Here is a 21,770-nt window from a genome sequence, read left to right as displayed (position 1 = left end):
CGACTCTGATCCCACGCTCAGGTGACTCCGGTCCCACGATTTCAGCGGACGTGCTTGTGGACAGAATCGTGCGGCCTTTCTAATGTGGGTGTCACTGAAACACCGAAGAGCGCCCCTGGGTTTTCGGACCACGGGAAAAAAAAAGCGCCAGGTACGAGAGCGAGCAGAGCATGGCAGATGAAGACCGGAGTCGCGGCTGCGCGACAAGGCGGCGGTGAACACCGGGTCCCCGCAGGCGGCGGGTGACTTTTTCGTATGCGATTTTTTCGCGGCGGTCCCCAAGCACGACCTTGCCTCGATGGAACATCCGCTGTTCTCGCTGTCCACGCGGCCCGATCGCCGGATCATCGAATACCGCCACAACGATATCGAGGTGACGGTCACGCCCTCGGTCAAGGGCCGGGCGACGATCTTTGATGCCGATATCCTGATTTTCTGTATCTCCCAGCTTATGGCGGCGCTCAATGCCGGCCGGGCCACCCATCGCACGCTGACGCTGACCGCGCATGATCTGTTGTTGGCCACGGGACGCGAGACCTCCGGCGATGGCTACCGGCGGCTGCGCGATGCGTTCGAGCGGCTGGCCGGCACGCGCGTCACCACCAATATCACCACCGGCCCAAAGACGGACCCTTTCGAGGTCACCACCGGTTTTGGCCTGATCGAAAGCTGGGAGATCGTCCGCCGCACCCGTGGGGGCCGCATGGTCAGCGTGGCGGTGACGCTGTCGGAATGGCTTTACCGCGCGGTGCTGTCGAAATCCGTGCTGACGCTCAGCCGGGACTATTTCACCCTGCGCCGGCCGCTGGAACGTCGGATCTACGAACTGTGCCGCAAGCATTGCGGACGGCAGCCGGAATGGCGGGTGTCGGTCGAGACATTGTGCAAGAAATCCGGCTCTGCCAGCCCGCGCCGGGTGTTCCGTGCGATGCTGCGCGAGATCATCCGCGATGCGCACCTGCCCGATTACACGCTGACCGAAGAAGAGGGGGATATGATCTGCGTGCGGCCCATCGCCGCCGTGATAGAGCCCACCGCCCACGCCCCACAGCTTGCCCCCGAGACGTTTGCCGCCGCCCGCACCCTGATGCCCGGTCTTGATGTCTATGCGCTTGAGGCCCAATGGCAGGCCGTCTGGATCGCCTCCGGCGCCCCCCGCCTGAAATCCCCCGACCGCGCCTTTCTGGGCTGGGTGAAAAAGCGTGGCAGTGCGGGCTGAACTCTGACTTGCGCTGGAAGGTTTCCACCAAGAAACTAAAAATAAAGCGCAATATCAGGGCCTTGTAGATGGCCGTTTCGCATGCGAAACGCTTCGTCCTACACTGGCTTGCGCGAGTGGTGCAAAAAGACGCAAGGCCAGGGTGGCAATATGGAGGCGTGAATACGGGCGCTTATCGGAGCGCTTTTTTCGTGGCCAAACCGAACCTATCGCCCGGTTTGGCTGGGCGGATTGACGATCTCACTGGGTCAGGGGGCGGGAAAATAGGACGCGGTCCTGCCCTGATGCCAGTAGGATGCCAGCCCCAGCCATTCCTTGACTGCGAGATCCGTCAGCCGCAGCCCGTCGGTGAAGTGATAGGTGTAGAAGGGATCGAATGGCGGAATCCACCGGAAATCGACCGGGTAGGGCACCGGATCCATCCCAAGCTTTCTGAAGGTCCCGATCACGCGGGGCATCCGGTGGGCGGAACTCAGAACCCACCATGTTTTGTCCTTGTCATCCCCGATCAGCGCGATGGAATTGCGCACGCGTTCGAAGGTGCTGCTGGATGCGCCCTCGACGTCGATCCTGTCATCGGCAACGCCGAATTCCAGCAGGATGCGCCGCATCCCGTCGGCCTGGCGCAGCGGGGCAGGGGGGCCGCCGGCACCGCTGCCGGAACTCACGATGATCCGCGCATCGGGAAAGCGGCGGGCCAGCAGGGCCGCGATGGGGATCGCATCGCCGTCCTCCGTCAGCTCCATCAGCGCACCGGTGCGTTGCGCATGCACCTCGTTGACGCCGCCGCCCACGAGCACGATGCCGAAAGGTTCTGGCGCCTCTGCCACGGTCATGGCCGGAAAGCGTGACACCAGCGGAGCCAGAAGTAATTCGTTTGCCGAGCTATAGCCGAAGACCAGCAGCCCCGCTGCGCCCAACCCGATGGCAGAAAGGCCCAGGTGGCGCAGGCGGAGCAGGAACAGGGCCAACCCCGCCACGACCAGCAGGATCAGGAAATTCGAGGGGGTCGTCATGAACACCAGAAGGGATCTGATCATGCGGGTCTCCTGCGGGTTACGCGATGTGCAAGGGTTTCTCGGCCTCGGCCAGCCGAGAAGCCCTGATCAGGTGCCGGGTGCGTTTTTCGAAAGTGGCCTCGAAGCAATGGTCTTGCGCAAACCCGCGCCCCAGCCGGGCCATGTCCTGCAACGCGCCGCGATCACCGTGAAGCCGGGCGATCTGGGCGGCAAGCGCGGTTGCGTCACGCATCGGCACGCTCCAGCCGGCACCGGATTCGCGCACGATGCCGGCAAAGGCCTCGTTGGCATATCCGGCGATCGGGACGCCGCAGGACATGACTTCGGGATAGGTGCTTGAGGGATCGCCCTGGGGGTGGCAGCACACGAAGAGATCGGCCTGCCGTTTCAGCAGGGGGATCCAGCCGCTGCGGAAATCCATCGGGGGATGCAAGGCCACCCGGTCTGACAGCGCGGCCTGGGCGATCTCGCGGCGCAGCGCCTTTTCCAGGTCGCCGCTGCCGTAGATATCCATCTGGTAGGGTACGCCGTGCCGGTCAAGCGCCTTGGCCACGCGCGGCAATTCAAGCACGCCCTTCATGGCCGTGATCCGTCCGCCGAAGACCAGCCGCAGAGGCGCGCCCGAGGCCATCTGCGCACATTTCGCCTTCAGGGCACCGTCGTCGATGATATCCGCTGCCGGCACCCGGTTGTCGAAGAACAGCATTGGATTGGGTGCGATCGAATTGTAGAGATCGTAAGTCGGCGTGCCGCTGCATTGCAGCCCGGTGGCATGATCGCGCAGCATCTGGCGGCGCCGTCGCTCAACCCCTTGGATATAAAATTTGCGTCGCAGCCTGCGCAACGGATTGGGTGTCGACGCATTGATGATCTGGATCTCGGTCCGGGGCGTGTATTCGCTGGTGAATACGATGGGAACGCCGGTCCGGTGGCAAAGCGCTGCGGTCTCGGCTTCGTAAGATGACAGATGCGCCAGCACAATGGCGGCTTGCTCAAGGCGGGTGGTCAATGTTCCGATGTCTCCCGGACGTAATTCCAGCTTGGATGTCGGGTGCTCAAGTTCTGTTTCGACCTGGTCCATGTCGATGCCCGGGCGTGTCTCCAGGTTCACAAGCGAGGTAACCGGACCCGGCCATGTTCGGGCGTATTCGCCCGCGCCGTCGAGGTATTTCTGCGTCAGGACCAGACGACCCTCCGACCCTTTCCGTGCCTTGAGACTAGGGAGGAGGATAAGTTCCCGGGGGGCGTCCGCTTTCATGAGACCATATCCAGCGTCTGTTTCAGATCATCGATAGCCACGGAAAACCCGTCGGGGGCAGGGTGGCCGACCGTGAAGGCAAAGCGCAGGTCCGCCCGGTCGGTGAACTCTTTGAAGGCCATGGCAAACCGGTCGGGCGGTTGCAGCACCACCAAGGCACCGTTTTCGGCGATCGGGTAGATCGCATGGGCCAGGTGGCTGCCCTCCACGCTGACCACCACCGGCGCATCAAGCAGGCGCTGCGCAATCGTCCGGGCCTCAAGGGCAGCCGGTTCGACAATATCGAAGCCAAGCGCCGTCAACACGGCCTCGATCTGCGCCTCGTTGACAAGGTGGCGGCGTTCGCCGGTGTTCCCGCGCTTGAGATAGACCCCCGCAGGTCGCGTGCCGGGCAGGGGTGTTCCAAGCGTATGGCGCAGGCGCGCGCGCAGTTCGGCATAGCGTGCGGCCTTGGACGCGTTTTGCCCGAAATCCGTATAAAGGGTCAGCCGCTTGACCCGCGCCGCCGTCACGCAAGACGGACGCGGCATGGACAGGACCTCGCGATAGCCCTCTTCGTGCTCATAGGGTTTGGTGACGACTGAGATTGCCGGAGCGCCGACTTCAGGCAGCAATTCCATCGGCAGCACGGCGCGCAGAAAAATGCCGAAATACTGGCTTCCGGCCCAGTTGGAGACAAGATGCGCCTCGGCAAGTCGCTGTGTGGCACCACGCCCCCTGCGAAGCACCTGCTGCGCGCCGAAGCCCGCCTGCATCCTGGCCGTCCCGCGATAGAGGTAAGCCCCGGCGATATCGACATCCTCGATCAGATGGGCGCATGTTGCGGCATGTTCGATCATGCTGCCCTCGATGAACCGCCGCTCGGTCTGCCAATCCCGCCAGGGCGACAGGGCGGTGACACGGTCGAGCGCGTCGGGCAGGTGGATCGCGGGCGGGCAAGTATGCGACTCTGCGGGGCAGATCTCCCAGCTCCGGGTGGCCATGTCGGCCATGTTCGGTGCGCGGCCCGCAATAAGACGGCGCATTCCCCAAGCCAGAAAGGGGGTGTTCAGCTGCATGGATTGCAAGTCACGCGATCCTGAGCCTCCTGCGCAAGGCCTGCCGGATTGCAGATGACATCAAGAACACGGTCCTGATCCTGCGGTGCGAGATCGGGATAGAGCGGCAGACACAGGACCTGCTCGGACGCTTCGATGGCACAGGGCAGGCCCTGCGGATCTGCCGAAGGCAGATCGCGATACAGGAGAAGCTGCGAAAGCGGAGGATGGAAATAGCGCCGCGCATGGATTCCAGCCGCCTTCAGCCTCTCATGCAGTGCCATACAGGGCAGCGGGTAGTCCGGCCCTATCAATATCGGGAAAGCATAGTTGTTCCGACCCGGCCGGTCGGGCGGGCAGATACAGCGGATCCCGTCCATATCCTTCAGCCGGTCCCAGTAGCGCTGAACCACCTGCCCGCGCCGCGCGATGTCGTGTTCAACATGCGGAAGCTGCGCCAGGCCCACCGCGGCGTGCATCTCGCTCATCTTGGCATTCAGTCCAATGCTCTCGATGTTGTTTTCGTCGAGGATTCCGTAATTGCACAGCCGGTCGAGCGCCTGTTTCGTTTCAGGATCATGCGAGATGATCGCACCGCCCTCAAGCGTGTTGAAGACCTTCGTGGCGTGAAAGCTGACCACCGACAGGTCGCCATGGCGCAGCAGGCTGCCGCCCTCGTCCTTCGCTGCGAAACAATGCGCCGCGTCATAGATCAGGGCCAGCCCGTGGCGTTCGGCAATATCCGCCAAAGCCCGCGTATCGCAGGGATTGGCATAGCAATGCACCGCGAAAATGGCGCGGGTCTTTGGCGTGATGCGCCGCTCGACATCCTCGGGATCGACGCTCAGCGTTTCGGGGTCGATATCGGCAAAGACCAGATCGGCCCCGACCCAACGTGCAGCATGGGCCGTCGCCACGAAGGAAAAGGCGGGGGTGATCACCTCGCCGGACACACCCAGATGCCGCAAGGCCAGCATGCATCCCAGGGTCGCATTTGCCGTCACGGTGACATAGGGCACGTCCAGATAGGCGGCCAGAGCAGCCTCAAAGCGCTGGTGAACAGGGCCAAAATTGGTCACAAAACGCCGGTCCCATATCTCGTCCAGTAACGAGATCACGTCCGCGCGCGGGGGCAATGTCGGACAGGTAACGTAGATAATGTTTTCGGGCATTTAAAACCCCACCCTGTGGTGCCGCCAACCGGAAAATAGAAGCAGAATAAATATAGTATGAGCCTAGTATTCTGACTTATTTCGGGAAGATCACAATATATTTTTCATAGGGCGTATGTTTGATGCCGCGCAGATGACGAAGGTTATTCCCGACAATTCCGCTGGGACAAATCAGATGCAGTATGGTTTTTTCGCCGGATTTCTGTGACGTCAGAGCCGATGTATCCCGGGTTTCGGGATCACTTGTATTCGATAAGCCCGCGGGGCCTGCCTGCGAGGCGGCGCAGGTGGTATTCGATCACGCCCATGGCTTCGGGGAATTTGCCGATACTGAGCAGCCAGGCCCGTTCCCAGGCGGCGCGTGTGGCCCCTTCGCGCAGGGCGAAACGCAGGGCGCGCAGGGGGTAGAGGACAAAGAGCGCCAATGCCCAGGGGTGCAGCCCGATCGCCAGCAAGATGATCGCACAGGGCACGACGGCACCCCAGAGCAAGGCGCGGCGCACCTGATCCACGCAGTGGCGTTCGGGGGGGGCACCGTGCAGCACGGCACCTTCGGCCCAGGCATGGCCCGCCCGGCGCGCCCGCGACCAGAACTGCCCCAGCCGGGTCATGGCCGCGTCATGCAGGGTCATTTCCGTGTCTATGCGCCAGATCTTCCAGCCCGCTGCGCGGAGCCGCACGCACATTTCAGGCTCTTCTCCCGCGATCAGCGCGGGGTTGTAGCCGCCCACCTCATCAAGCGCGTCCATCCGCATCAAGGCGTCGCCGCCGCAGGCACGCTGCTCGCCCAAGGGCACATCCCATTCCCAGTCGCACATCCGGTTGTAGATCGTTGCATCGGGAAAGCGTTCCCGGCGACGGCCGAAAACCACGCCCACCTCCGGGTGACTGTCCAGAAACGTCCGGGCCGCGGGCAGCCATTCCGGCTGCAATTCGCAATCGCCATCCATGAACTGCACCAGGGTCGGGCGCGGGCCATGCAGGCGCAGACGTTCCAGCCCCGCATTGCGCGCCCGCGCGGCCGTGAATGGCTGCGACATGTCGAGCGCGACAACCTCTGCGCCCGCCTTTGTTGCGGCCTGCTGCGACCCATCGGTCGAGCCGCTGTCCACATAGATCACGCGGTCGGCCGTTGCCACGGAGGCAAGCCCCCGGATCAGCCGCGCCCCTTCATTGCGTCCGATGATGACGACAGCGAGACTCATGCGTTCTTTCCCGTCGACATGGCCTTCAGGCATATGGGGCGCGTCAGGGCCGGGCCCGCTGTCGCGTTGATCTTACTGGTTCTCAGGATCTGGCGCCGCCTCTTGCAGTTTCGCCAGGGCCTCTCGCGCGCGGGCGATCTGGGGCCGGGCATCGTCTGTTCCTGCCACGTCCAGCGTATTCTGATATGCCGTGATCGCGTCCTGCGACTGGTCAAGCGCGGCATAGGCCTCGGCCAGATGATACTGCACGATCGGATCGTCTGGCAGGCCGGTTGCGGCGCTCTCCAGATAGGGCAGGGCGGTTTCGGTATCGCCGCGCCGGAATGCCAGCCAGCCATAGGTGTCCTGAAAGGCCGGCACATCGGTGTCGCGCAGCCGCCGGGCGATTTCCCAGGCGCGGTCAAGGCTCTCGGTGTCATCCTTGTAGGTGACCAGAAGGCTGGCGAGGTTGTTGGCGAAGATCACCGACCCGGTATCGCGGGCATAAAGCGTGTCGTAGATCGCGATGGCCGCATCAATGTCACCGGCCGTTTCGTGTTCCGCGGCCTTGGCCCAAAGCAGGGCCGGGGCGTCCGGCACCGCGGCCAGCGCTTCATCCAGAAGGGCACCGGCGGCCTCTGCATCGCCCTGGACCTGGGCGATGCGGATAAGCTGTTGCCAGATGCTGACACGGGTGGGGTCTTCGTCCAGAAGCGCGCGCATCTCCGCGCGGGCGGTTTCCAGATCGCCCGTGGCCGCCCGGGTGGTTGCCAGCAGGAAGCGCAGTTCCGATCTTTCGGGGAATTCAGCGGCCAGCTCCTCGGCCATGTTCAGGGCTTCGTCGCGCTGGCCCGAAGACAGGCGCGCACGCAGCAGGTTGATCTTTTCCTCAAGCCCGGCCTCGGCACCCTGGGCCATCTCTTCGAGGTAGGACAACGCCTTGTCCGTGCCCTCCTGCCGCGCAAGCAGTTGAACCTGAAGACGGTTGGCCGCCGCCTGGCTGCTCTGCGAGCCGGCCTTGCGCAGCTCTGTCACCGCCATCTCTGCCCGGCCGAAATCTTCTGTCGTCAGGTAGATGTCGCCCAGCAGGGTCAGGATATCCTCGTTCGTGGGCGCGCGTCGCAGGGCTGACAGCAGCACTTCTTCGGCGGAATCGTAGCTTTCAGAGGCCAACAGCATCTGTGCATAGCGCAGTGAGGGCTCTGGCGCATTGCCCGACACATCCGCCGCCTGTGCGAGGAAATCGCGGGCCAGATCGGAACTGCCCGCGCGGGTATAGGCATTGGCCATCAGCGAAAGCGCCTGCACGTCGTCGGCGGAGGTATTGAGCACCCGGCGCAGATTGGCGATGGCCCCATCCGTGTCATCGGCCGCGATCTGGCGCGCGGCGCGCATCTTCAATGCCGATACATTGTCGCTGTCGGCCTCCAGCACCTCGTCCACCAGCCGTTGGGCCCCCACGTCATTGCCGGTGGAGACCAGCATGCGTGCCAATGCGATCCGGACCTCGTTGTTCACATCCGACGGTTCGGTCGTATCCTCGACACTGTCGAGGATCGCTTGCAGGTCGGCGATGGCCTTGTCCTGTTTTCCATCCTCGAAATCCAGCGCAGCGCGAAGTATCCGCAGCCGGTTCGGTTCTGAATTGACATCGATTGCGGCGTCAAGTTCTGCCTGGGCGGCCTCGATGCCGCGTTCATCCTTGAGGAATTGAACAAGGCTGATGAAGAAGACCGGATCGGCATCGGCGGGATTGCTGATATCGCGCAGGAACGCCTCGGCACCCTCGTTATCACCGGTTGCCATCAGGTATTGCACCAGCGTGCCCTTGGCATCGACATCATCAGGGAAGCGCTCGATGACGTTGCGCAGATGCGCCTCCATCTCTGCCCGGTCGCCGGTCTGGCGCAAAAGCATCAGCCGCTGATTGTAATAGCGGCGCGTCTCGGGCTTGCGGGCGATCATCGCATCCAGCTGGGCAAGCGCCTTTTCGGTGTCGGCGGCGCGCAGGTAGCTGTCGAACAGGATCTGTTCCAGCAGGCCATTCTCGGGCATTTGTGCCGCCAGGTCCTCGGCGCGGGTGAACAGAGCCTCGGCGGCGGGGGCATCGTCTTCCAGGACTGCGGCACGGTATTGCAGCGCCAGTTCAATCGCCTTGCTGCGCGGCGCGTCGGGGGCCAGTTCGACGGCGCGCGTGCCGTGGCGGGTGAATTCTTCCCAATTGCGGGCCTCAAAAGCGAGTTCCGCCATCACCGTGCGCCCCTCGACATCGTCGGGCAATTGTTCGACCAGACGCAGATATTGATTATAGGCACCCGGGATATTGCCGGTGTCCACCATCAGCCGGGCCATGGTCCGCCGGGCCTCTTCATGGTTGGGGGCCAGTTCGAAGACATTGCGCAATGCGACAATCGCCCTGTCGGGATCATTGGCGGCAATCAATTCCTGCGCCGTCTCGAAATGGGCCTGAGCCTTTTCTTCCTCGGATTTGCAGGCAGTGAGCGCCAGACAGACGCCACAGATCAACAAGGCTTTGCGAAGAGGGCGGATATACATGGCAGGGCCTCCAGAAATACCTTGTTAATTGAGTACACCCCCTGAGGGCGCGCGCTCAGGATGAATGGTGCTTCATATACATGCTGGTGTTCAAGAAAAACAACCCGAACCGCAAACGTCATGAACGTTCCGGATCGGGTTTTGAGACGGGCTGGACAGCCGTGTCTGAAAGCTGTGGCTGGTTCAGTGTCCGGTCGCGCGCAGCACGACGCCAACGGTCTGACCCAGCACCCGCAGATCGGTGCCGAAAGACACGCTGCGCGAGTAGCGGTCGTCAAACACCGCACGCCCGGCAAAGGTGCTGTCATTGCGATCAGAGACCTGCCACAAACCGGTGATGCCCGGGCGCAGCGCATAATAGGCACGGCCGGGATAGAGGTCCTGCTGACAGACCATCATCGGGCGCGGCCCGACCAAAGACATGGTGCCATTCAGCACGTTCCACAATTGCGGCAGCTCATCCAGAGAGGTCTTGCGCAGTACGCGGCCGACAAGGGTGATCCGGGGGTCGTTGCGCAGCTTCTGGGTGGCGTTCCACTCTGCCTGGGCTTTGGGATTGGAATCCAGATATGTCTGAAGCGCGGCACCTGCGCCGGGCACCATGGTGCGCATCTTCCACATGCGAAATACCCGTCCGCCACGGCCGATACGCTGTTGCGAATAGAACGGGTTATGCCCGTCGAGCATGACGAGCAGGCACATCAGTGCAATCAGGGGGGCCACGACAGGCAGGGTCAGCAACACAAGAACGAAATCGATCCAGCGTTTCGTGTTTTGATGGTAGAAGCTAGCAGCGCGATCCGACTGGCCTATCCCAAATTGGACAGCCTCCGCATCCGCGGAAACATCCGGATAATACATCGTCATTATATCTTAACTCCTGAAAACGCTCGGTAATAAAAAAATCCGTCGCAGTAAATGGCACAACACTATCAAAATGATTTCTGTAAATTAACGAGATATTTAGAAAATTGCAAATGAAAGATGGCCCAGAATTCCCGTGGAACGCACTCCGCTGCCGCATGTTTGTGCAGAGCGCATCCCTTCCTCGCGGCGCAATTTTTGCTTGGTAGCGGACACAGGTCGGGTTGCTGACAGGCTGGTTTGAAACGGGCTAAATTGTTGTATTTCGGGACGTTAGCCTCGTGGGTGTGACAATGGACATCCCGAAGGCCGCGCAGCTGAGGGCCGTGGAGACGTCTCGGCTGCTGGTGTCACGGAATGTCCTGTTCAAATTTGTCCCGGCAATCCGACACAGAGTTCCGTTACGTCACGGTTCAGGTCGAATGGTGCAGAAAGGATCCGGCACCCGGTCAGGCGAAGGGATCCTTGTAACGGCCTAGCTTCTGCTTGAGCACGGCCCAGAGGAAGGGTGGTTCGTGAATCACATAACGATGGAATCGCGCGCGGGGTTCCTTGATCAGCCGGTAGAGCCATTCGAACCCCCATTCGGTGATCCAGACCGGTGGGCGATCAAACGTGCCGCTTTCGTAATCGATGGTGCCCCCCAAAGGCAGCCAAAGCTTCACGCCCGGCATCCGGTCGCGGTATTTCATGATGAACTTTTCCTGCCGCCCGCCGGCGAGCCCGACAAGGCAGACCGTTGCGCCGCTGTCGTTGATCGCGGCAATCATGCGCTCGATCTCGGCCGGATCGCGATCAAAATCGAAGGACGGGCTGTCTGTGCCCACGATCATCTCGCGGCCGACTTTCGCGTTGATATTCCTGGCGGCCAGATCTGCCACGCCCGGTTTGCCGCCGCTCAGGAAGACCGTCATGGAGGGGTCATTCGCATATCGCATGTAGAATTTCGGGAAATAGTCGCTGCCAGAAACCCGCTCCTGTACCGGCGTGCCCAGCCATTTGGTCGCGAAATACATGATCTGGCTGTCGCAGGTGATCACGTCGAACTGCTCCAGCAGGTCGTAGAACTCCCGGTCCTTCTGGAGTTTCATGATCATGTCCACATGCAGCGTGAGCATCACCCCCTCGCGGAAATGCTCCACGATATCGTCCATGGAGACGTCATGGACATAAGCGTTCAGCATCTGCACACGCTTCATTTCACCCAGTCCCGCGGCTGTCTCCGTATTGCTTGCATCCGCCATCACGCAGGTTGCCCCATATATTTGTCCACCAGCGCCTTCGTTCCGTGGATATTGCCGGCCGAAGAGGCCCCGAAGACGATGCTTTCCACGCCGGGCAGTTCCGAAATCCAGTGAATGGCTTCATCCGCCGGGATCGCGCCGGAGGCATAGACCGACATTGCCACCGCCCGCACGCGGCCCGACTTCAGCGCGTCGAGATAGGCATCGAACCCGCCCGACATGCGGAACCCGATCTTGTTGATGTTGGAACAGATGATCGGGCGTTCGATCCCTTCCTTTTCCAGCGCATCAAGCAGCATCGGCATGTTCATGGTGATATAGGCAGGCTCTGCGCCCCATTTCTCGCGGATGTGATCGTCAAAGATCCGCAGGGCGCGGGTGAACCCCATCCCCAGAAGCAGGTCGGTAAAGACGTTCTGGATGAAGACGACAGGCGTCTTCGTGCCTTCGAACATCTTCATCTCCATGTCGATCAGCACCTTGGCGATGCCGTCGACCTCTTTCGTCGCGAGCGCCTTGGTGCCTGTCAGCGCGGTTGCCAGCAGCCCGTCCTTGGGCATGAATTCGCGAAGCGCGCCCACCATGCCATGTTCCGTCACCGCGTTGGCGTATTTATGGGCATAGGGCATGCAGGGGTAGAACTGGAAATCGGCGTAGCGCACCGGGTCGGCCTTCACGCGCTTTGCAATTTCTGCGATGCGGTCATGGGTGGTGCACATGAAGGTGTTGATGCCCGCATCATAGGCCACGTCGAGCACATCCATGATGGCTTGGGTTTTCTGGAACCGCATGGCCTGGGCGCGGGCCTTTTCCTCGGACATGTGGTTGATGCCGAAGAACTGATTGTCGCCGAACAGAAGCTTGTCCATCTCTTTTCCTCCTCAGCGACCGAACCAGCCGCGCTTTTTCGCGGGCTGGGGTGCACCGGTACGGGCCTCGCCCACAGCGTTGCCGGTTTCGGCGTTCTCGATGATCATCGCCATCGTGCGGTCGGTTTCGGTGGCCGAGGCAAAGCCGTTTTCCAACGCCTGTGCCTTGCCGTCCCGCGCCGCGCAGATGAAATCGTCAAGCTGGCCGGAATATTCCTCGCCGCGCAGATAGAACCAGCGATCCTCGGTCAGTTCAGTGGTGTATTTCACCGTCCAGCCTTCATCGTAGCCCTCCAGCCCGTCGACGGGCTTGCGCAGATAGGCCTGGCATTCCTGCCGGTCGGCATACAGCCGGCCATTGGTGCCGATAAGGCTGATCTTGGTGGACATCTTGCGGTGGCTCTCGTCCGACCAGTTTACCGAAAGCTGCGCGGTGGGGCCTTCGTTCCAGCGCAAGGTCGAGAACACCTCGTCATCGGTGCCTTCGGAAAAGACCTGCCCCAGATGCGATCCCATCACCCGGTCGGGCGCGCCGAAGAACCAGTTCAGCAGGTTCAGCGGATGGGCGGCGTAGTCGTAAAGACAACCGCCCCCCTCGGCCTTGTCGGTGCGCCAGGTTGTGCGCTTGGGGCGCAGCACGACCGGGCCATAAGCCTCGGCCAGAACATGGGTGATGCGCCCGATGGCCCCGGCGTCGATCAGCCGCTTCATTTCGCGGAAAGCACCGACATAGCGGTAGTGATAGCCCACCTGCGCCACCAGATTTTTCTGGGTCGCCGCATCGGTCAACCGCTGGCTGTCGGCCCAGTCAAGGCAGAAGGGTTTTTCACAAAAGACATGGAGCCCCTTGTCGAGCGCCGCCGTCACCATCGGCGCATGCAGCCGCGAAGGCGTGGCAATCACCACCGCGTCGAGCGGTTCCTTCGCCAGCATCTCGTCATAATCACGGTAGATGGGCGTATCGATGTTCTTGCTGAGCACATCGACCATGAACCCCGCACCGTCACAGGCGATGGTCTTCACATCCGGATGCGCATTGACCATGGCGAAGTGGCTGAGGCCCATCTTTCCGAGCCCCACAACGCCGACTTTCAGTTTTTCCACGATCCTGCCCTCAACCTCTTGTAAAAAATGTCAGCCGGTCACAGAGACCAGACCTTGATGAAATCGCCCGGTGTATCGGGCATTCTTCCTCGCCACGCAAGTTGCAAGTCCAATAGCGCAAATTACAACCGCGCGGCAGGATTTATGCGGCCATGGTAAAATATGATGCATGCCAAACTTTGTGGATCCTGATCTTGGGGCAATGTTATGCGCCGTGGCTCTTTTACGGCATGACGCGTCCGGTCCGTCATCGTGAGCGGGCCCGGGCAACCCCAGATCCCAACAGTCCAGTTTTCCGGAGGCAGAGCCTACACAGGCTCCTTGACAAGCCGGTGTAGGCTACATTATCGCAGATTTAGAAATAATTTTTTGTTGTTTACGGAGTATTTTTTTGTGTTCAAAAAATTCCTTTTGCCGTTGATTTTTCTTGCAATTCCTTGCGCTGCGATGGCGTCAACCGTGAATGTCACGCATAAGTCCATCGGAGAGCAGTACCAAAGTTTCCATGGAATTAGAGACAATACGGTCACGCAAGGCCGCGACCTGACGGGAATGGTTGTGACCGCGTCTTATGTTGACGGTACAACCGAGGTGGTTACTTGGAGCCCGACAAGGAATTCTTTTGGCCAGTCTGTTGGATCCGGATTTAGCTTGATTTATGGGTGGCGGCCATTCGAATTGTCCGTGACAAAGTCGCTTTTGTCTTTGTCCCTGGACGTCCGCGCTGCTAACGCTGTCTTCGACATCAGCAGGTCCACACAGCCCGGCGAAGACACCTATGGGACGAAGGGCGGTTACGCCTTTGAAGTGGCCGGAGACGATGATCCGGAAGGCGTAATCGATGTGACCTATTCCAAAGGGTTCAAGCTTGCTGGCCATGAGCGCGCGACGGATGCGTACACACTTATGTCAATCGACTTCAGTGGGCTGAGTGGCGGCGGGCTGTCCAACGGTTTGCAATTCCGCACGGACCTAGACAGCCTGTCAATATCGGGTGACCTTTCGTCGGTCCCGCTTCCAGCGTCGCTGTTGTTGTTCGCGTCTGCCTTTGGGTTGATGGGCGCGGGGGCCGCTCGCAGGCGTGCTGCCCGGTAGCACCACGAGCGGCGGTCCCGCCGGATATTACGCGCGGATCGATCCCGGCCAAAGCGCAAGCCCGCCCCGGCCGGTCCCTTCTGTGTCATGGCCCTAGCCAACTATCCGGTTTTCTGTGCCCGCTTCACAGCTTCATTCGGATTGGTGAGCCACAAGCAGTTCTCGAAGTTGTCCAGCGTTTGTATCCTGGTCATGAAAATCAAGAACACGCTTTCGTCCTGTTTGACCCATCCGCGTCAGATCATCGGTTTGTTTTGATAACAACGCGTCGAGGCATTCAACCAGTGTCTCTTTATCACCAGGCTGCGCCAACCATCCGCAGGATGCGTCGACAAGTTCCGGGATACCATTGATTCGGGTCGTCAGGACCGGGCGGCCCAACGCGAAACTCTCCATGATCACGATGGGAAGACCTTCCGCGAGGCTTGGCAAAAGCAGCGCCCGTGACTTGCGCAGAGCATCCCGCACCTCTTCATTTGTCTTCCAGCCCGCCAATTCCACATGGTGCTGTAGCCCGAGCCGATCAATTGTTGCCTCAACCAGAGGGCGTTGATCCCCATCACCGATGAGGACCAATTTCATCTCCGGATATCGGGCTGCGATCTCGCCGACAGCTTCGACAAGAAGATGCTGTGCTTTCGCTGTGCAAAGACGCCCTACGCAGACAAGGTTCAAATTCCGGGGGACATCCGTGGCCCCTGCAAATTCAGCAAGATCCAGACCGCAACGGACAATGTGGATTTTGTCAGTGTTGTGTCCACCCGTATGGGAATCAACCATTCTGCGGCAGTAATCCGTAATTGCCGCGATAAATGTTGCGTGCTCGACTTTCAACGACAGAGAATTTTCCGTCATCTCGAATAATTCGTCGGGGCCATGTACGGTTACGCTGTAAGATGGTCCGCCCAGTAAAAAGGACAGCAGTGCCACGCTTGCGGAATTGGTGGAAAAATGCACATGCAGGTGTTGAATGCCCTGCGCAACGGTCTGCTGTTTCAGCAGGACGGCTTCCAGAAGATAGGCGAATTGTTTCCACTTCTTGGCATTCGTGTTTGCCATCATCTGCAGCGTTGCGCGGAACGCACGCAACAGCCCCGCGGGGTTGGTGAAAGATTCCCGTAAGAAGGCCATCACAAGGGTGAAAAACCCTTGCCCAAGAAGGTAGTAAGTCCTTTTCTGTTCCTCGATATCCTTTGGGTCAACGAGATTTTGATCCCAAGGACGAATTGCAAAGCGCTTTACCTTGAAACCGGCTCGCTCATGTGCCTCGATCTCACGCCGGATAAAGGTCGTGCTGGTCATGGGGTACGCATTCATGAGATAGGCAAAATTCATGCCGTCAATCCTGTTACTGTGATCGGGCTTCGTGGGTTAGCCGGGAAACCCGTTCGCTGAGATCATGCGGGACAATGTTGCTTTGTATTTTGCCTTGCGCGATTGTGGTCTGAAATTCCTGAAGTATCGGTGCATAACTTGAAGCGCCGAAACCAAAGAATTCCGGCTGGGTTGGCACACGCGCCTTCAGGCGGCGCAGGGCCGGCATGGATTTCAGCCTGTCTTTGAGCCCTATCCGCTTTGGTCCATCCTGAGATGGCGCAAGCTTGGGGTAGGGCCTGTGCACAAGCGTTTCGCCCGCCAGAGAGCTTGGCCCGAGGGTCAGTAACCCGAATTCGTTTGAGAGATGGAGGAGATTGGGGCCAACCCGGTCAAAAGCCAGTGTAATCAAAGATCGTGCGTGCCCTTCATGTTCCAGACGCAATTCTGCGCTGGTATCAAGCCCATCCGCGTTGCGGGTTACGAAGACCGATTGGCTCACCACGTCTCCCAGGAGGTGGATGGCCGCTGCATAGCCGTAGACGGCCCGGTCTAACAGAACGCCGCCATTTTCGGGATCTAGATAATGGGATTTATCGCTGGCGTTCAGGGGATAAGAAAAATCAAACTGTAAAAAACCCGGCCGAGAATGCGCCGTTCTGGTTTTCAGGGCGCGATACGCAGGCAAGGCCAGTGTCCAGATCGCTTCCATGACCAGGACCCCCTGCGCCCGGGCCTTGGACAGCACTCTCCCTGTCTCCTCCGGTGACCCGGTCAGAGGCTTTTCACACAAAGCGGGTTTACCCGCATCAATCGCATTGTCCAGCAGGGCCGCATGCTGTCCCGGCGGGGTCGCTATATAGACGGCGTCTGTCTGGTCGAAAAAGTCACCAATGTCGCTGCAACCTATGGCATCAAGCGAGTGGAGTTTGCAGAATGCATCCGCCCGGTCGGCGCTTCGGGAAAGCACTGCAGTGACCGCAAGTTGCGGGATGGTCGCTGTCGCCCGCGCCATCTCGGACGCCATTGCGCCGGTCCCGACAATTCCCAGGCGGACACTCTCTTGGGCGGATACTCTGCTCAAGGCGCGGCGGCCTTCTGATCCAGGATCGGCAGCGGGTCACATCTTGATTGCATGTGATAGACGGCACCCTCTTCGCCTGCATTCTGGAGGGCCAGTGTGGCTTCCGTTGTATGCAAGGCCAGTTCCGTTGCGCGCGTATCCACGTCACCCCTGGAAATGGAGTGGAAAAGGTCAACCGGCCCTAGAAAGTAATCCATGGTCGACGATCCCCGCCGCGAGGCGCGCGCGCCACTCTGCCGCCTGCCAAAACGCAATCGCTTGGGTAGCGGCGACTCCATGAGACGCCTCCGGATCTGAAAGCGTCGGCGGTACAAGAGCTTGGCATAATTGTTCCATGTATCCTTCATCTGCAGGATGCCCTTGTCGCCGGTCACAAGCAGTTCGTGGTTGTGCGGTGCAACGACGGTAATGGTCAGACGCAGAATGGGACCGGACTCAAATCGCAATATGCCCACCGACATGTCAGGTGTATGACATGCCGGATCAAGCCCTTTGTCGATCGTCGGTGCTGAGAAAGCCGTTATCGATCGGATCGATCCGAAAATTGCAATCATCCATGTGAGCACATAACCGGCATGCTCCAGCGTACAGCCGGTCCGCATTTCATCCTCATAGGGCCAGGGCGCCCCGCTTTCGCTGAACCACTTTTCGTGAGGGGCCTGTGGGATGAACCCGTCATCCATTTCCGCATATATCAGCCGAACCGGACCACATATGTCTTCCTGTACCGCCTCTGCAAGCGACATGGCCGCCTCGGACAGATAGGAGCAGGGCGCCCCACCTAGCTGCAACCCTCGAGACCTGGCCAGATCGACAAGTTCCTCGGCATGTTTCAAATCAGTCGCCAGCGGCTTTTCTGAATAAACGTGTTTTCCTGCCAGAAGGCAGTCGCGAGTGACCTGGTAGTGTGCTGATGGCGTTGTCAGGTTCAACACCAATCCGTTTTCTGGCAGCCTGTCTAAAAGTGCTTCCAAACTGTCAAACTCTTGCACCTTCCAGTGGTTGCAAAATTCCGCAAGACGGTCAGGTCGAATATCGAAAGCGCCAATAATCTCCACGTCCGGATGCAGCTCCTGGGATCGCATGTAAAGGTCGGCGACGAACCCGGTTCCCACGATCACTACAGAGTTCATCTTGTTTACCATGCCACGCCGGAATATTCGAATTTCAATAGATTTTTCACGCAGATCACTACGTCAAAAGCTGCAAAGCAGCAAGCAATTCCAACCCTGACGACCCATCGCGCATATCAGGTGGGGTTTTGATATCCTTGAGGGGATCAGGCTGCCCGAAACTGCCCAAAAGTTCGTGACGGCCTGCGTTGCCGTGGCTTTTGCGTGTTCCGGATTGCTGTCTCATCTTCACCCCTTGGTGGTTACGATGAGACAGGAATCCTCTCTTATCAAATTACCCTAAACTGACCCATTGGCTCTGATGTCAGACATTTGTGTCATTTGGTAAATTGACCTTGGCCTGAAAGGCCCGCAGCACGGCGATGTTTATGTGACAAGTCGTATCCGGACCAGACATGTGCAGAATCGTCCACAGAGAGGTTGCAACCTTTCGTGACTTTTCAAACAAATATCAATATACAAACAGAAGGCCAACCGAGGTTTTCCCATGAAACGCTGGCTTGCCGGTGTTGTCCTTTGCTCATGCGTTCTGGCAGCAGTCGCTGCGGGCGTCGGTGCCTTGGGTTATTTTTCCCACCGCGAACAGATCGCCCCCCTTTATGGTTTGGCTGAACGTGTCATCCGCAAGGTCCGCCGCGAAATCGGGATGCCCAGCGAAACCGCCGTACGGGTTCAGCGCGTCGAAACCGCCTTTCTGACCCTCTTGGGCACCACATACACCAGGGATGACAACGATTTCCTCAATGGCGGCGGGTTGACCCAATGGGGTGAGGATGTCCTGATGATCAACCATCACGGCACCATCTACTACCTTGAAGAAGGCAACGGGCTGATCGAGAGCGGGATCCGCCCGCCCGAGACGGGAATAGCCGGATATGTCGCGCTGGCGGCGGAAAAATACCCCGATCAATGGGCAAAAGAAGACGCGCTGCGCTTCATGGATATCGAGTTCATCGACAGCGAAGCCTTCCGGGGGCTGATTTCGTCCTATACCTACATTGATGTCGCGAATGAATGTTACCGGTCCCGTCTGGCCGGATTGCGGATCGCGGCTGACGTCAGCTCGATCAAGGATGTGCAGGCCGGGCCGGATGACTGGGAGATCGTGTTCGAAACCTCGCCCTGTCTCGAATTCAATCCCAGCCGCGAGCTGATCGTGGGCTATATGGGCGGGGGGCGTGTGGCGTTCAAAGCGCCGAACCTGCTCTACATGGGAAGCGGCGAGTATCACCGCGAGGGGTTCTATCGCAAGGATGCCGGAATTCAGTCCGATGACAGCGATTACGGCAAGACGATCGAGATCAACCTGGCCACAGGAGAAAGCCGTCACTACTCCAAGGGGCACAGGAACCTGCAAGGGATAGAGCTTGATCGGCAAGGGCGGCTCTGGACCACCGAACATGGCATGAAGGGGGGCGACGAGCTCAACCTGATCGTCGACGGTGAAAATTACGGCTGGCCTTTGGAAAACCTCGGCACGCTCTATAACGGCCTGCCGGCCCCGACGGTGGGTGCCCCGGGGCGGCATGAGGTTTATAAAGCGCCGGTCTATGCCTGGACGCCATCTGCGGCGGTCTCCTCGCTGGCGCGGGTGGAAGGTTTCCACGAAACCTGGGATGGCGACCTGCTGATCGGGTCCCTGAAGGGCCGAACCCTGTTCCGGGCCCGGATCCGGGATGACAGAGTCATGCTGCTGGAACCGATCCCGATCGGGGAACGCATTCGCGATGTGTTGCAGGTGGGGCCGGAAAAGCTTGCCGTGATGCTGGATTCGAACGAGTTGGTGATCTTCACCATCGAAGAGCGCACGGACCCGCTTGAAGGGCTGGTCGCCGGGTTGGTCGCGGACGGCATGACGCAGGCCCGCGCCGATGCCGTTCAAGGCACGCTTGTCAGCTGCAACGAATGCCACTCTTACGAAGAGCTCATTCACGGGGCGGGGCCGTCGCTATACGGTGTCATGGGGCGGCCCATCGCCGGAACCGCCTTTGCCGGGTATTCCGGCGCGCTGCAACGGACCGGCGGAACGTGGACACGCGATGCACTTGTTTCCTTCCTGTCCGACCCCGAGGGTTGGGTCCGTCGGCATAAAGGAACGTTTGGTCCCACAGGGATCTCTGTAAGCGGTTAATTCGTTGTGATTTTTCCTGTTTTATCTCCCCCTGATCTGGAGGGTGTGTCAGGCGGCTGATTTCAGGGGGAGGATTCCGAGCGCGTCGCGGAGTTTATCATCAGAGAAGTCGTATTCGCCGAGCATGTTGATGTGTGCCCAGGCCATTGGGGCGTGTGCGGCGATCGTGCGACGCAGGTTTTCTTTGGTTTCCTCATCCGGGGCCCTTTCGAGTTGGTGGGCGAGGTAGAGGTAGTTCCAACAGATGATGCTGTTTTTGATGAGGCGGTTGCAGGCCTCGGCGATCTCCTGTTCCTCTTTTTCGGCTTGGGTGAACTCGCGGGGATTGCCAACGGCGACAGCGCGGGTGAAGCGGTTGGCGAGTTCGACCTTGTTGAGCTGACGTTCGATGGCCTGCCGCAGGCTCAGGTCATCGACATAGCGCAGGATGAACAGCGATTTGATGATCTGCCCGAAGGCTTTCAGAGTCTGATAGAGCGCGTGCTGCCGGGAATAGGAATTGAGCCGCCGGAAGATGTCGGACGCGGTGTTTTCCTTGAGCTTGATGGTGGCGACCAGACGTAACAGAGCATCCCAGTTTTCGCGGATCAGGGTCTCATTGATGGTTTTGTCCGGCGCGATGATCCAATCATGATCCCTTGGGCGGTCCGGCTTGAAGATGTAGAGGGTCTGTTTTCCAATGCCTTTGATCCGTGGGGCGAAGGAAAAGCCCAGCAGGTGCGTCATCCCGAAGATGGCTTCGGTGTAGCCGTGGCTGTCGGTGGAATGGATGTCACTTTTGACGACGTCATTGCACATGAGGCCATCGATTACGAACGCGCTTTCCCGATCAGCAGCGCTGATCATAAGGGAATGCCAGAGGATGTGGCGTTCATCAACGAATGTGTAGGCGCTGACGCCTTGTCCCTGGCCAAAATACTTGAACGAACGGCTGGCAGCGAGGCTTTCGCCGCGAACCTCGAACTTTTGCCCATCACTGGCGGTGTGCAGCTTGTCCGCCTTGTTCCGATAGATATTGGGCAGGTCCATCTCATCCATAGCTTTGACCACAGCGTCGTTCGCGGCGCGGATATTGTCGAGAGAAAACCGCCAATTAACGATGTGTTCCAGTTCGCCCTCGGTCACGCGAGACGAGATCCTTGCCATTTTGCGCACGCCGATTCCACATCCAAGGCCCATGATCCCAGCCAGGAGTGCGGGGCGGGAGACCGCCTGACGAATGTGGGTCTGCTGCCAGTGTTCGAAAGCGCCGAGCATCGCGCAGTGATTATTGATCGTCTCAAGCACCTGTGCCAGCGGTACATCGTGCCGTTGAGGAAACAGTTCATTGGTTGGGCTGGAACCATCCGCCCCGGCTGCCGGGGTAGCGATGTGGAAGGTGCCATCGGCACGTACCTTCAGATGTGGATTGGCAGCAGCATTGGCGTTCGTGCGCTGATATTGTTGTGTCAGCGCCTTCCGGAGGGGTGCCAGAATAGGTTGTGGGT

At 59.6% G+C, this 21,770-nt stretch carries 18 protein-coding genes; 3 read left to right on the top strand and 15 right to left on the bottom strand.

All coding sequences use genetic code 11. The annotated features are described in order from the left end of the window. Positions 1-214 precede the first annotated feature (214 nt). Positions 215-1,219 (top strand): replication initiator protein A, encoded by a 1,005-nt coding sequence (locus DMZ65_RS15715; protein WP_232825030.1) that lies wholly within the window; start codon positions 215-217, stop codon positions 1,217-1,219. A 248-nt stretch (positions 1,220-1,467) separates the two neighbouring features. Here the strand turns inward: DMZ65_RS15715 and DMZ65_RS15710 are convergent, their stop codons facing one another. The 10 genes from DMZ65_RS15710 to DMZ65_RS15665 all read right to left on the bottom strand — a co-directional run bounded on the left by DMZ65_RS15710 (position 1,468) and on the right by DMZ65_RS15665 (position 13,526). Next, a complete protein-coding gene (locus tag DMZ65_RS15710; protein WP_116599824.1) occupies positions 1,468-2,259 on the bottom strand; it encodes a YdcF family protein in 792 nt (263 codons plus the stop codon). Between the two features lie 16 nt (positions 2,260-2,275). Next, positions 2,276-3,496: a glycosyltransferase gene (locus tag DMZ65_RS15705; RefSeq protein WP_116599823.1), complete on the bottom strand. Its 1,221-nt coding sequence runs from the start codon at positions 3,494-3,496 to the stop codon at positions 2,276-2,278. Further along, positions 3,493-4,554, bottom strand: a complete 1,062-nt coding sequence (locus DMZ65_RS15700) for a glycosyltransferase 61 family protein (protein ID WP_116599822.1) — start codon at positions 4,552-4,554, stop codon at positions 3,493-3,495. The genes DMZ65_RS15705 and DMZ65_RS15700 overlap by 4 nt, the downstream gene beginning before the upstream one ends. Further along, entirely contained in the window at positions 4,545-5,705 is a 1,161-nt protein-coding gene (locus tag DMZ65_RS15695) for a DegT/DnrJ/EryC1/StrS family aminotransferase (protein ID WP_116599821.1), read from the bottom strand. Before DMZ65_RS15695 ends, DMZ65_RS15700 begins: the two co-directional genes overlap by 10 nt. Before the next feature lie 239 nt (positions 5,706-5,944). Next, positions 5,945-6,910, bottom strand: coding sequence for a glycosyltransferase family 2 protein (locus DMZ65_RS15690; protein WP_232825029.1), 966 nt, complete (start codon positions 6,908-6,910; stop codon positions 5,945-5,947). Between the two features lie 72 nt (positions 6,911-6,982). Next, positions 6,983-9,445, bottom strand: a complete 2,463-nt coding sequence (locus DMZ65_RS15685) for a tetratricopeptide repeat protein (RefSeq protein WP_116599819.1) — start codon at positions 9,443-9,445, stop codon at positions 6,983-6,985. Between the two features lie 183 nt (positions 9,446-9,628). Beyond that, positions 9,629-10,312 carry a sugar transferase gene (locus tag DMZ65_RS15680; protein WP_116599818.1) on the bottom strand — a complete coding sequence of 228 codons (684 nt, stop codon included), beginning with the start codon at positions 10,310-10,312 and terminating at the stop codon, positions 9,629-9,631. Between the two features lie 446 nt (positions 10,313-10,758). Further along, positions 10,759-11,553, bottom strand: a complete 795-nt coding sequence (locus DMZ65_RS15675; RefSeq protein ID WP_116599817.1) for a WecB/TagA/CpsF family glycosyltransferase — start codon at positions 11,551-11,553, stop codon at positions 10,759-10,761. Beyond that, on the bottom strand, positions 11,553-12,422 hold the full coding sequence (locus DMZ65_RS15670) for a hypothetical protein (RefSeq protein ID WP_116599816.1): 870 nt from the start codon (positions 12,420-12,422) through the stop codon (positions 11,553-11,555). Before DMZ65_RS15670 ends, DMZ65_RS15675 begins: the two co-directional genes overlap by 1 nt. A 12-nt stretch (positions 12,423-12,434) precedes the next feature. Then, positions 12,435-13,526 (bottom strand): Gfo/Idh/MocA family protein, encoded by a 1,092-nt coding sequence (locus tag DMZ65_RS15665; RefSeq protein ID WP_198662714.1) that lies wholly within the window; start codon positions 13,524-13,526, stop codon positions 12,435-12,437. A 372-nt stretch (positions 13,527-13,898) separates the two neighbouring features. Between DMZ65_RS15665 and DMZ65_RS15660 the strand changes: the two genes are divergently transcribed. Beyond that, on the top strand, positions 13,899-14,621 hold the full coding sequence (locus DMZ65_RS15660; RefSeq protein ID WP_157960650.1) for a hypothetical protein: 723 nt from the start codon (positions 13,899-13,901) through the stop codon (positions 14,619-14,621). A gap of 132 nt (positions 14,622-14,753) precedes the next feature. Here DMZ65_RS15660 and DMZ65_RS15655 read toward each other — a convergent pair whose 3' ends face one another. The 4 genes from DMZ65_RS15655 to DMZ65_RS19740 are packed head-to-tail and all read right to left on the bottom strand — an operon-like array spanning position 14,754 to position 18,378. Continuing rightward, on the bottom strand, positions 14,754-15,923 hold the full coding sequence (locus DMZ65_RS15655) for a glycosyltransferase family 4 protein (protein ID WP_157960649.1): 1,170 nt from the start codon (positions 15,921-15,923) through the stop codon (positions 14,754-14,756). A 46-nt stretch (positions 15,924-15,969) separates the two neighbouring features. Further along, the gene (locus DMZ65_RS15650; RefSeq protein ID WP_269801568.1) at positions 15,970-17,019 is read right to left on the bottom strand and encodes a Gfo/Idh/MocA family protein; all 1,050 of its coding nucleotides are present in this window, start codon (positions 17,017-17,019) and stop codon (positions 15,970-15,972) included. Beyond that, on the bottom strand, positions 17,016-18,164 hold the full coding sequence (locus tag DMZ65_RS15645) for a Gfo/Idh/MocA family protein (RefSeq protein WP_232825028.1): 1,149 nt from the start codon (positions 18,162-18,164) through the stop codon (positions 17,016-17,018). The genes DMZ65_RS15650 and DMZ65_RS15645 overlap by 4 nt, the downstream gene beginning before the upstream one ends. 46 nt (positions 18,165-18,210) lie before the next feature. Next, positions 18,211-18,378 carry a hypothetical protein gene (locus tag DMZ65_RS19740; protein WP_198662713.1) on the bottom strand — a complete coding sequence of 56 codons (168 nt, stop codon included), beginning with the start codon at positions 18,376-18,378 and terminating at the stop codon, positions 18,211-18,213. Positions 18,379-18,639: 261 nt separating this feature from the next. Here DMZ65_RS19740 and DMZ65_RS15640 point away from each other — a divergent pair, with 261 nt between their 5' ends. Further along, positions 18,640-20,283, top strand: coding sequence for a PQQ-dependent sugar dehydrogenase (locus DMZ65_RS15640; protein WP_116599812.1), 1,644 nt, complete (start codon positions 18,640-18,642; stop codon positions 20,281-20,283). A 48-nt stretch (positions 20,284-20,331) separates the two neighbouring features. Here DMZ65_RS15640 and DMZ65_RS15635 read toward each other — a convergent pair. Further along, positions 20,332-21,770: Tn3 family transposase (locus tag DMZ65_RS15635; RefSeq protein WP_157960648.1), on the bottom strand; the 1,439-nt coding region annotated here is incomplete at its 5' end.

This window comes from Primorskyibacter marinus (genome assembly GCF_003313245.1).
GTDB classification, from domain to species: domain Bacteria; phylum Pseudomonadota; class Alphaproteobacteria; order Rhodobacterales; family Rhodobacteraceae; genus Primorskyibacter; species Primorskyibacter marinus.
The sequence above is the reverse complement of the archived record's forward strand: the minus strand, read 5'-3'. Positions and strand labels throughout refer to the sequence as shown.

Bases quoted from the DNA above. Each gene is read 5' to 3' on its own strand.
- DMZ65_RS15710 (WP_116599824.1), bottom strand. From the start codon at position 2,259: ATGATCAGATCCCTTCTGGTGTTCATGACGACCCCCTCGAATTTCCTG.
- DMZ65_RS15705 (WP_116599823.1), bottom strand. From the start codon at position 3,496: ATGAAAGCGGACGCCCCCCGGGAACTTATCCTCCTCCCTAGTCTCAAG.
- DMZ65_RS15700 (WP_116599822.1), bottom strand. From the start codon at position 4,554: ATGCAGCTGAACACCCCCTTTCTGGCTTGGGGAATGCGCCGTCTTATT.
- DMZ65_RS15695 (WP_116599821.1), bottom strand. From the start codon at position 5,705: ATGCCCGAAAACATTATCTACGTTACCTGTCCGACATTGCCCCCGCGC.
- DMZ65_RS15690 (WP_232825029.1), bottom strand. From the start codon at position 6,910: ATGAGTCTCGCTGTCGTCATCATCGGACGCAATGAAGGGGCGCGGCTG.
- DMZ65_RS15685 (WP_116599819.1), bottom strand. From the start codon at position 9,445: ATGTATATCCGCCCTCTTCGCAAAGCCTTGTTGATCTGTGGCGTCTGT.
- DMZ65_RS15680 (WP_116599818.1), bottom strand. From the start codon at position 10,312: ATGACGATGTATTATCCGGATGTTTCCGCGGATGCGGAGGCTGTCCAA.
- DMZ65_RS15675 (WP_116599817.1), bottom strand. From the start codon at position 11,553: ATGGCGGATGCAAGCAATACGGAGACAGCCGCGGGACTGGGTGAAATG.
- DMZ65_RS15670 (WP_116599816.1), bottom strand. From the start codon at position 12,422: ATGGACAAGCTTCTGTTCGGCGACAATCAGTTCTTCGGCATCAACCAC.
- DMZ65_RS15655 (WP_157960649.1), bottom strand. From the start codon at position 15,923: ATGACCAGCACGACCTTTATCCGGCGTGAGATCGAGGCACATGAGCGA.
- DMZ65_RS15645 (WP_232825028.1), bottom strand. From the start codon at position 18,164: ATGGTAAACAAGATGAACTCTGTAGTGATCGTGGGAACCGGGTTCGTC.
- DMZ65_RS19740 (WP_198662713.1), bottom strand. From the start codon at position 18,378: ATGAGACAGCAATCCGGAACACGCAAAAGCCACGGCAACGCAGGCCGT.
- DMZ65_RS15640 (WP_116599812.1), top strand. From the start codon at position 18,640: ATGAAACGCTGGCTTGCCGGTGTTGTCCTTTGCTCATGCGTTCTGGCA.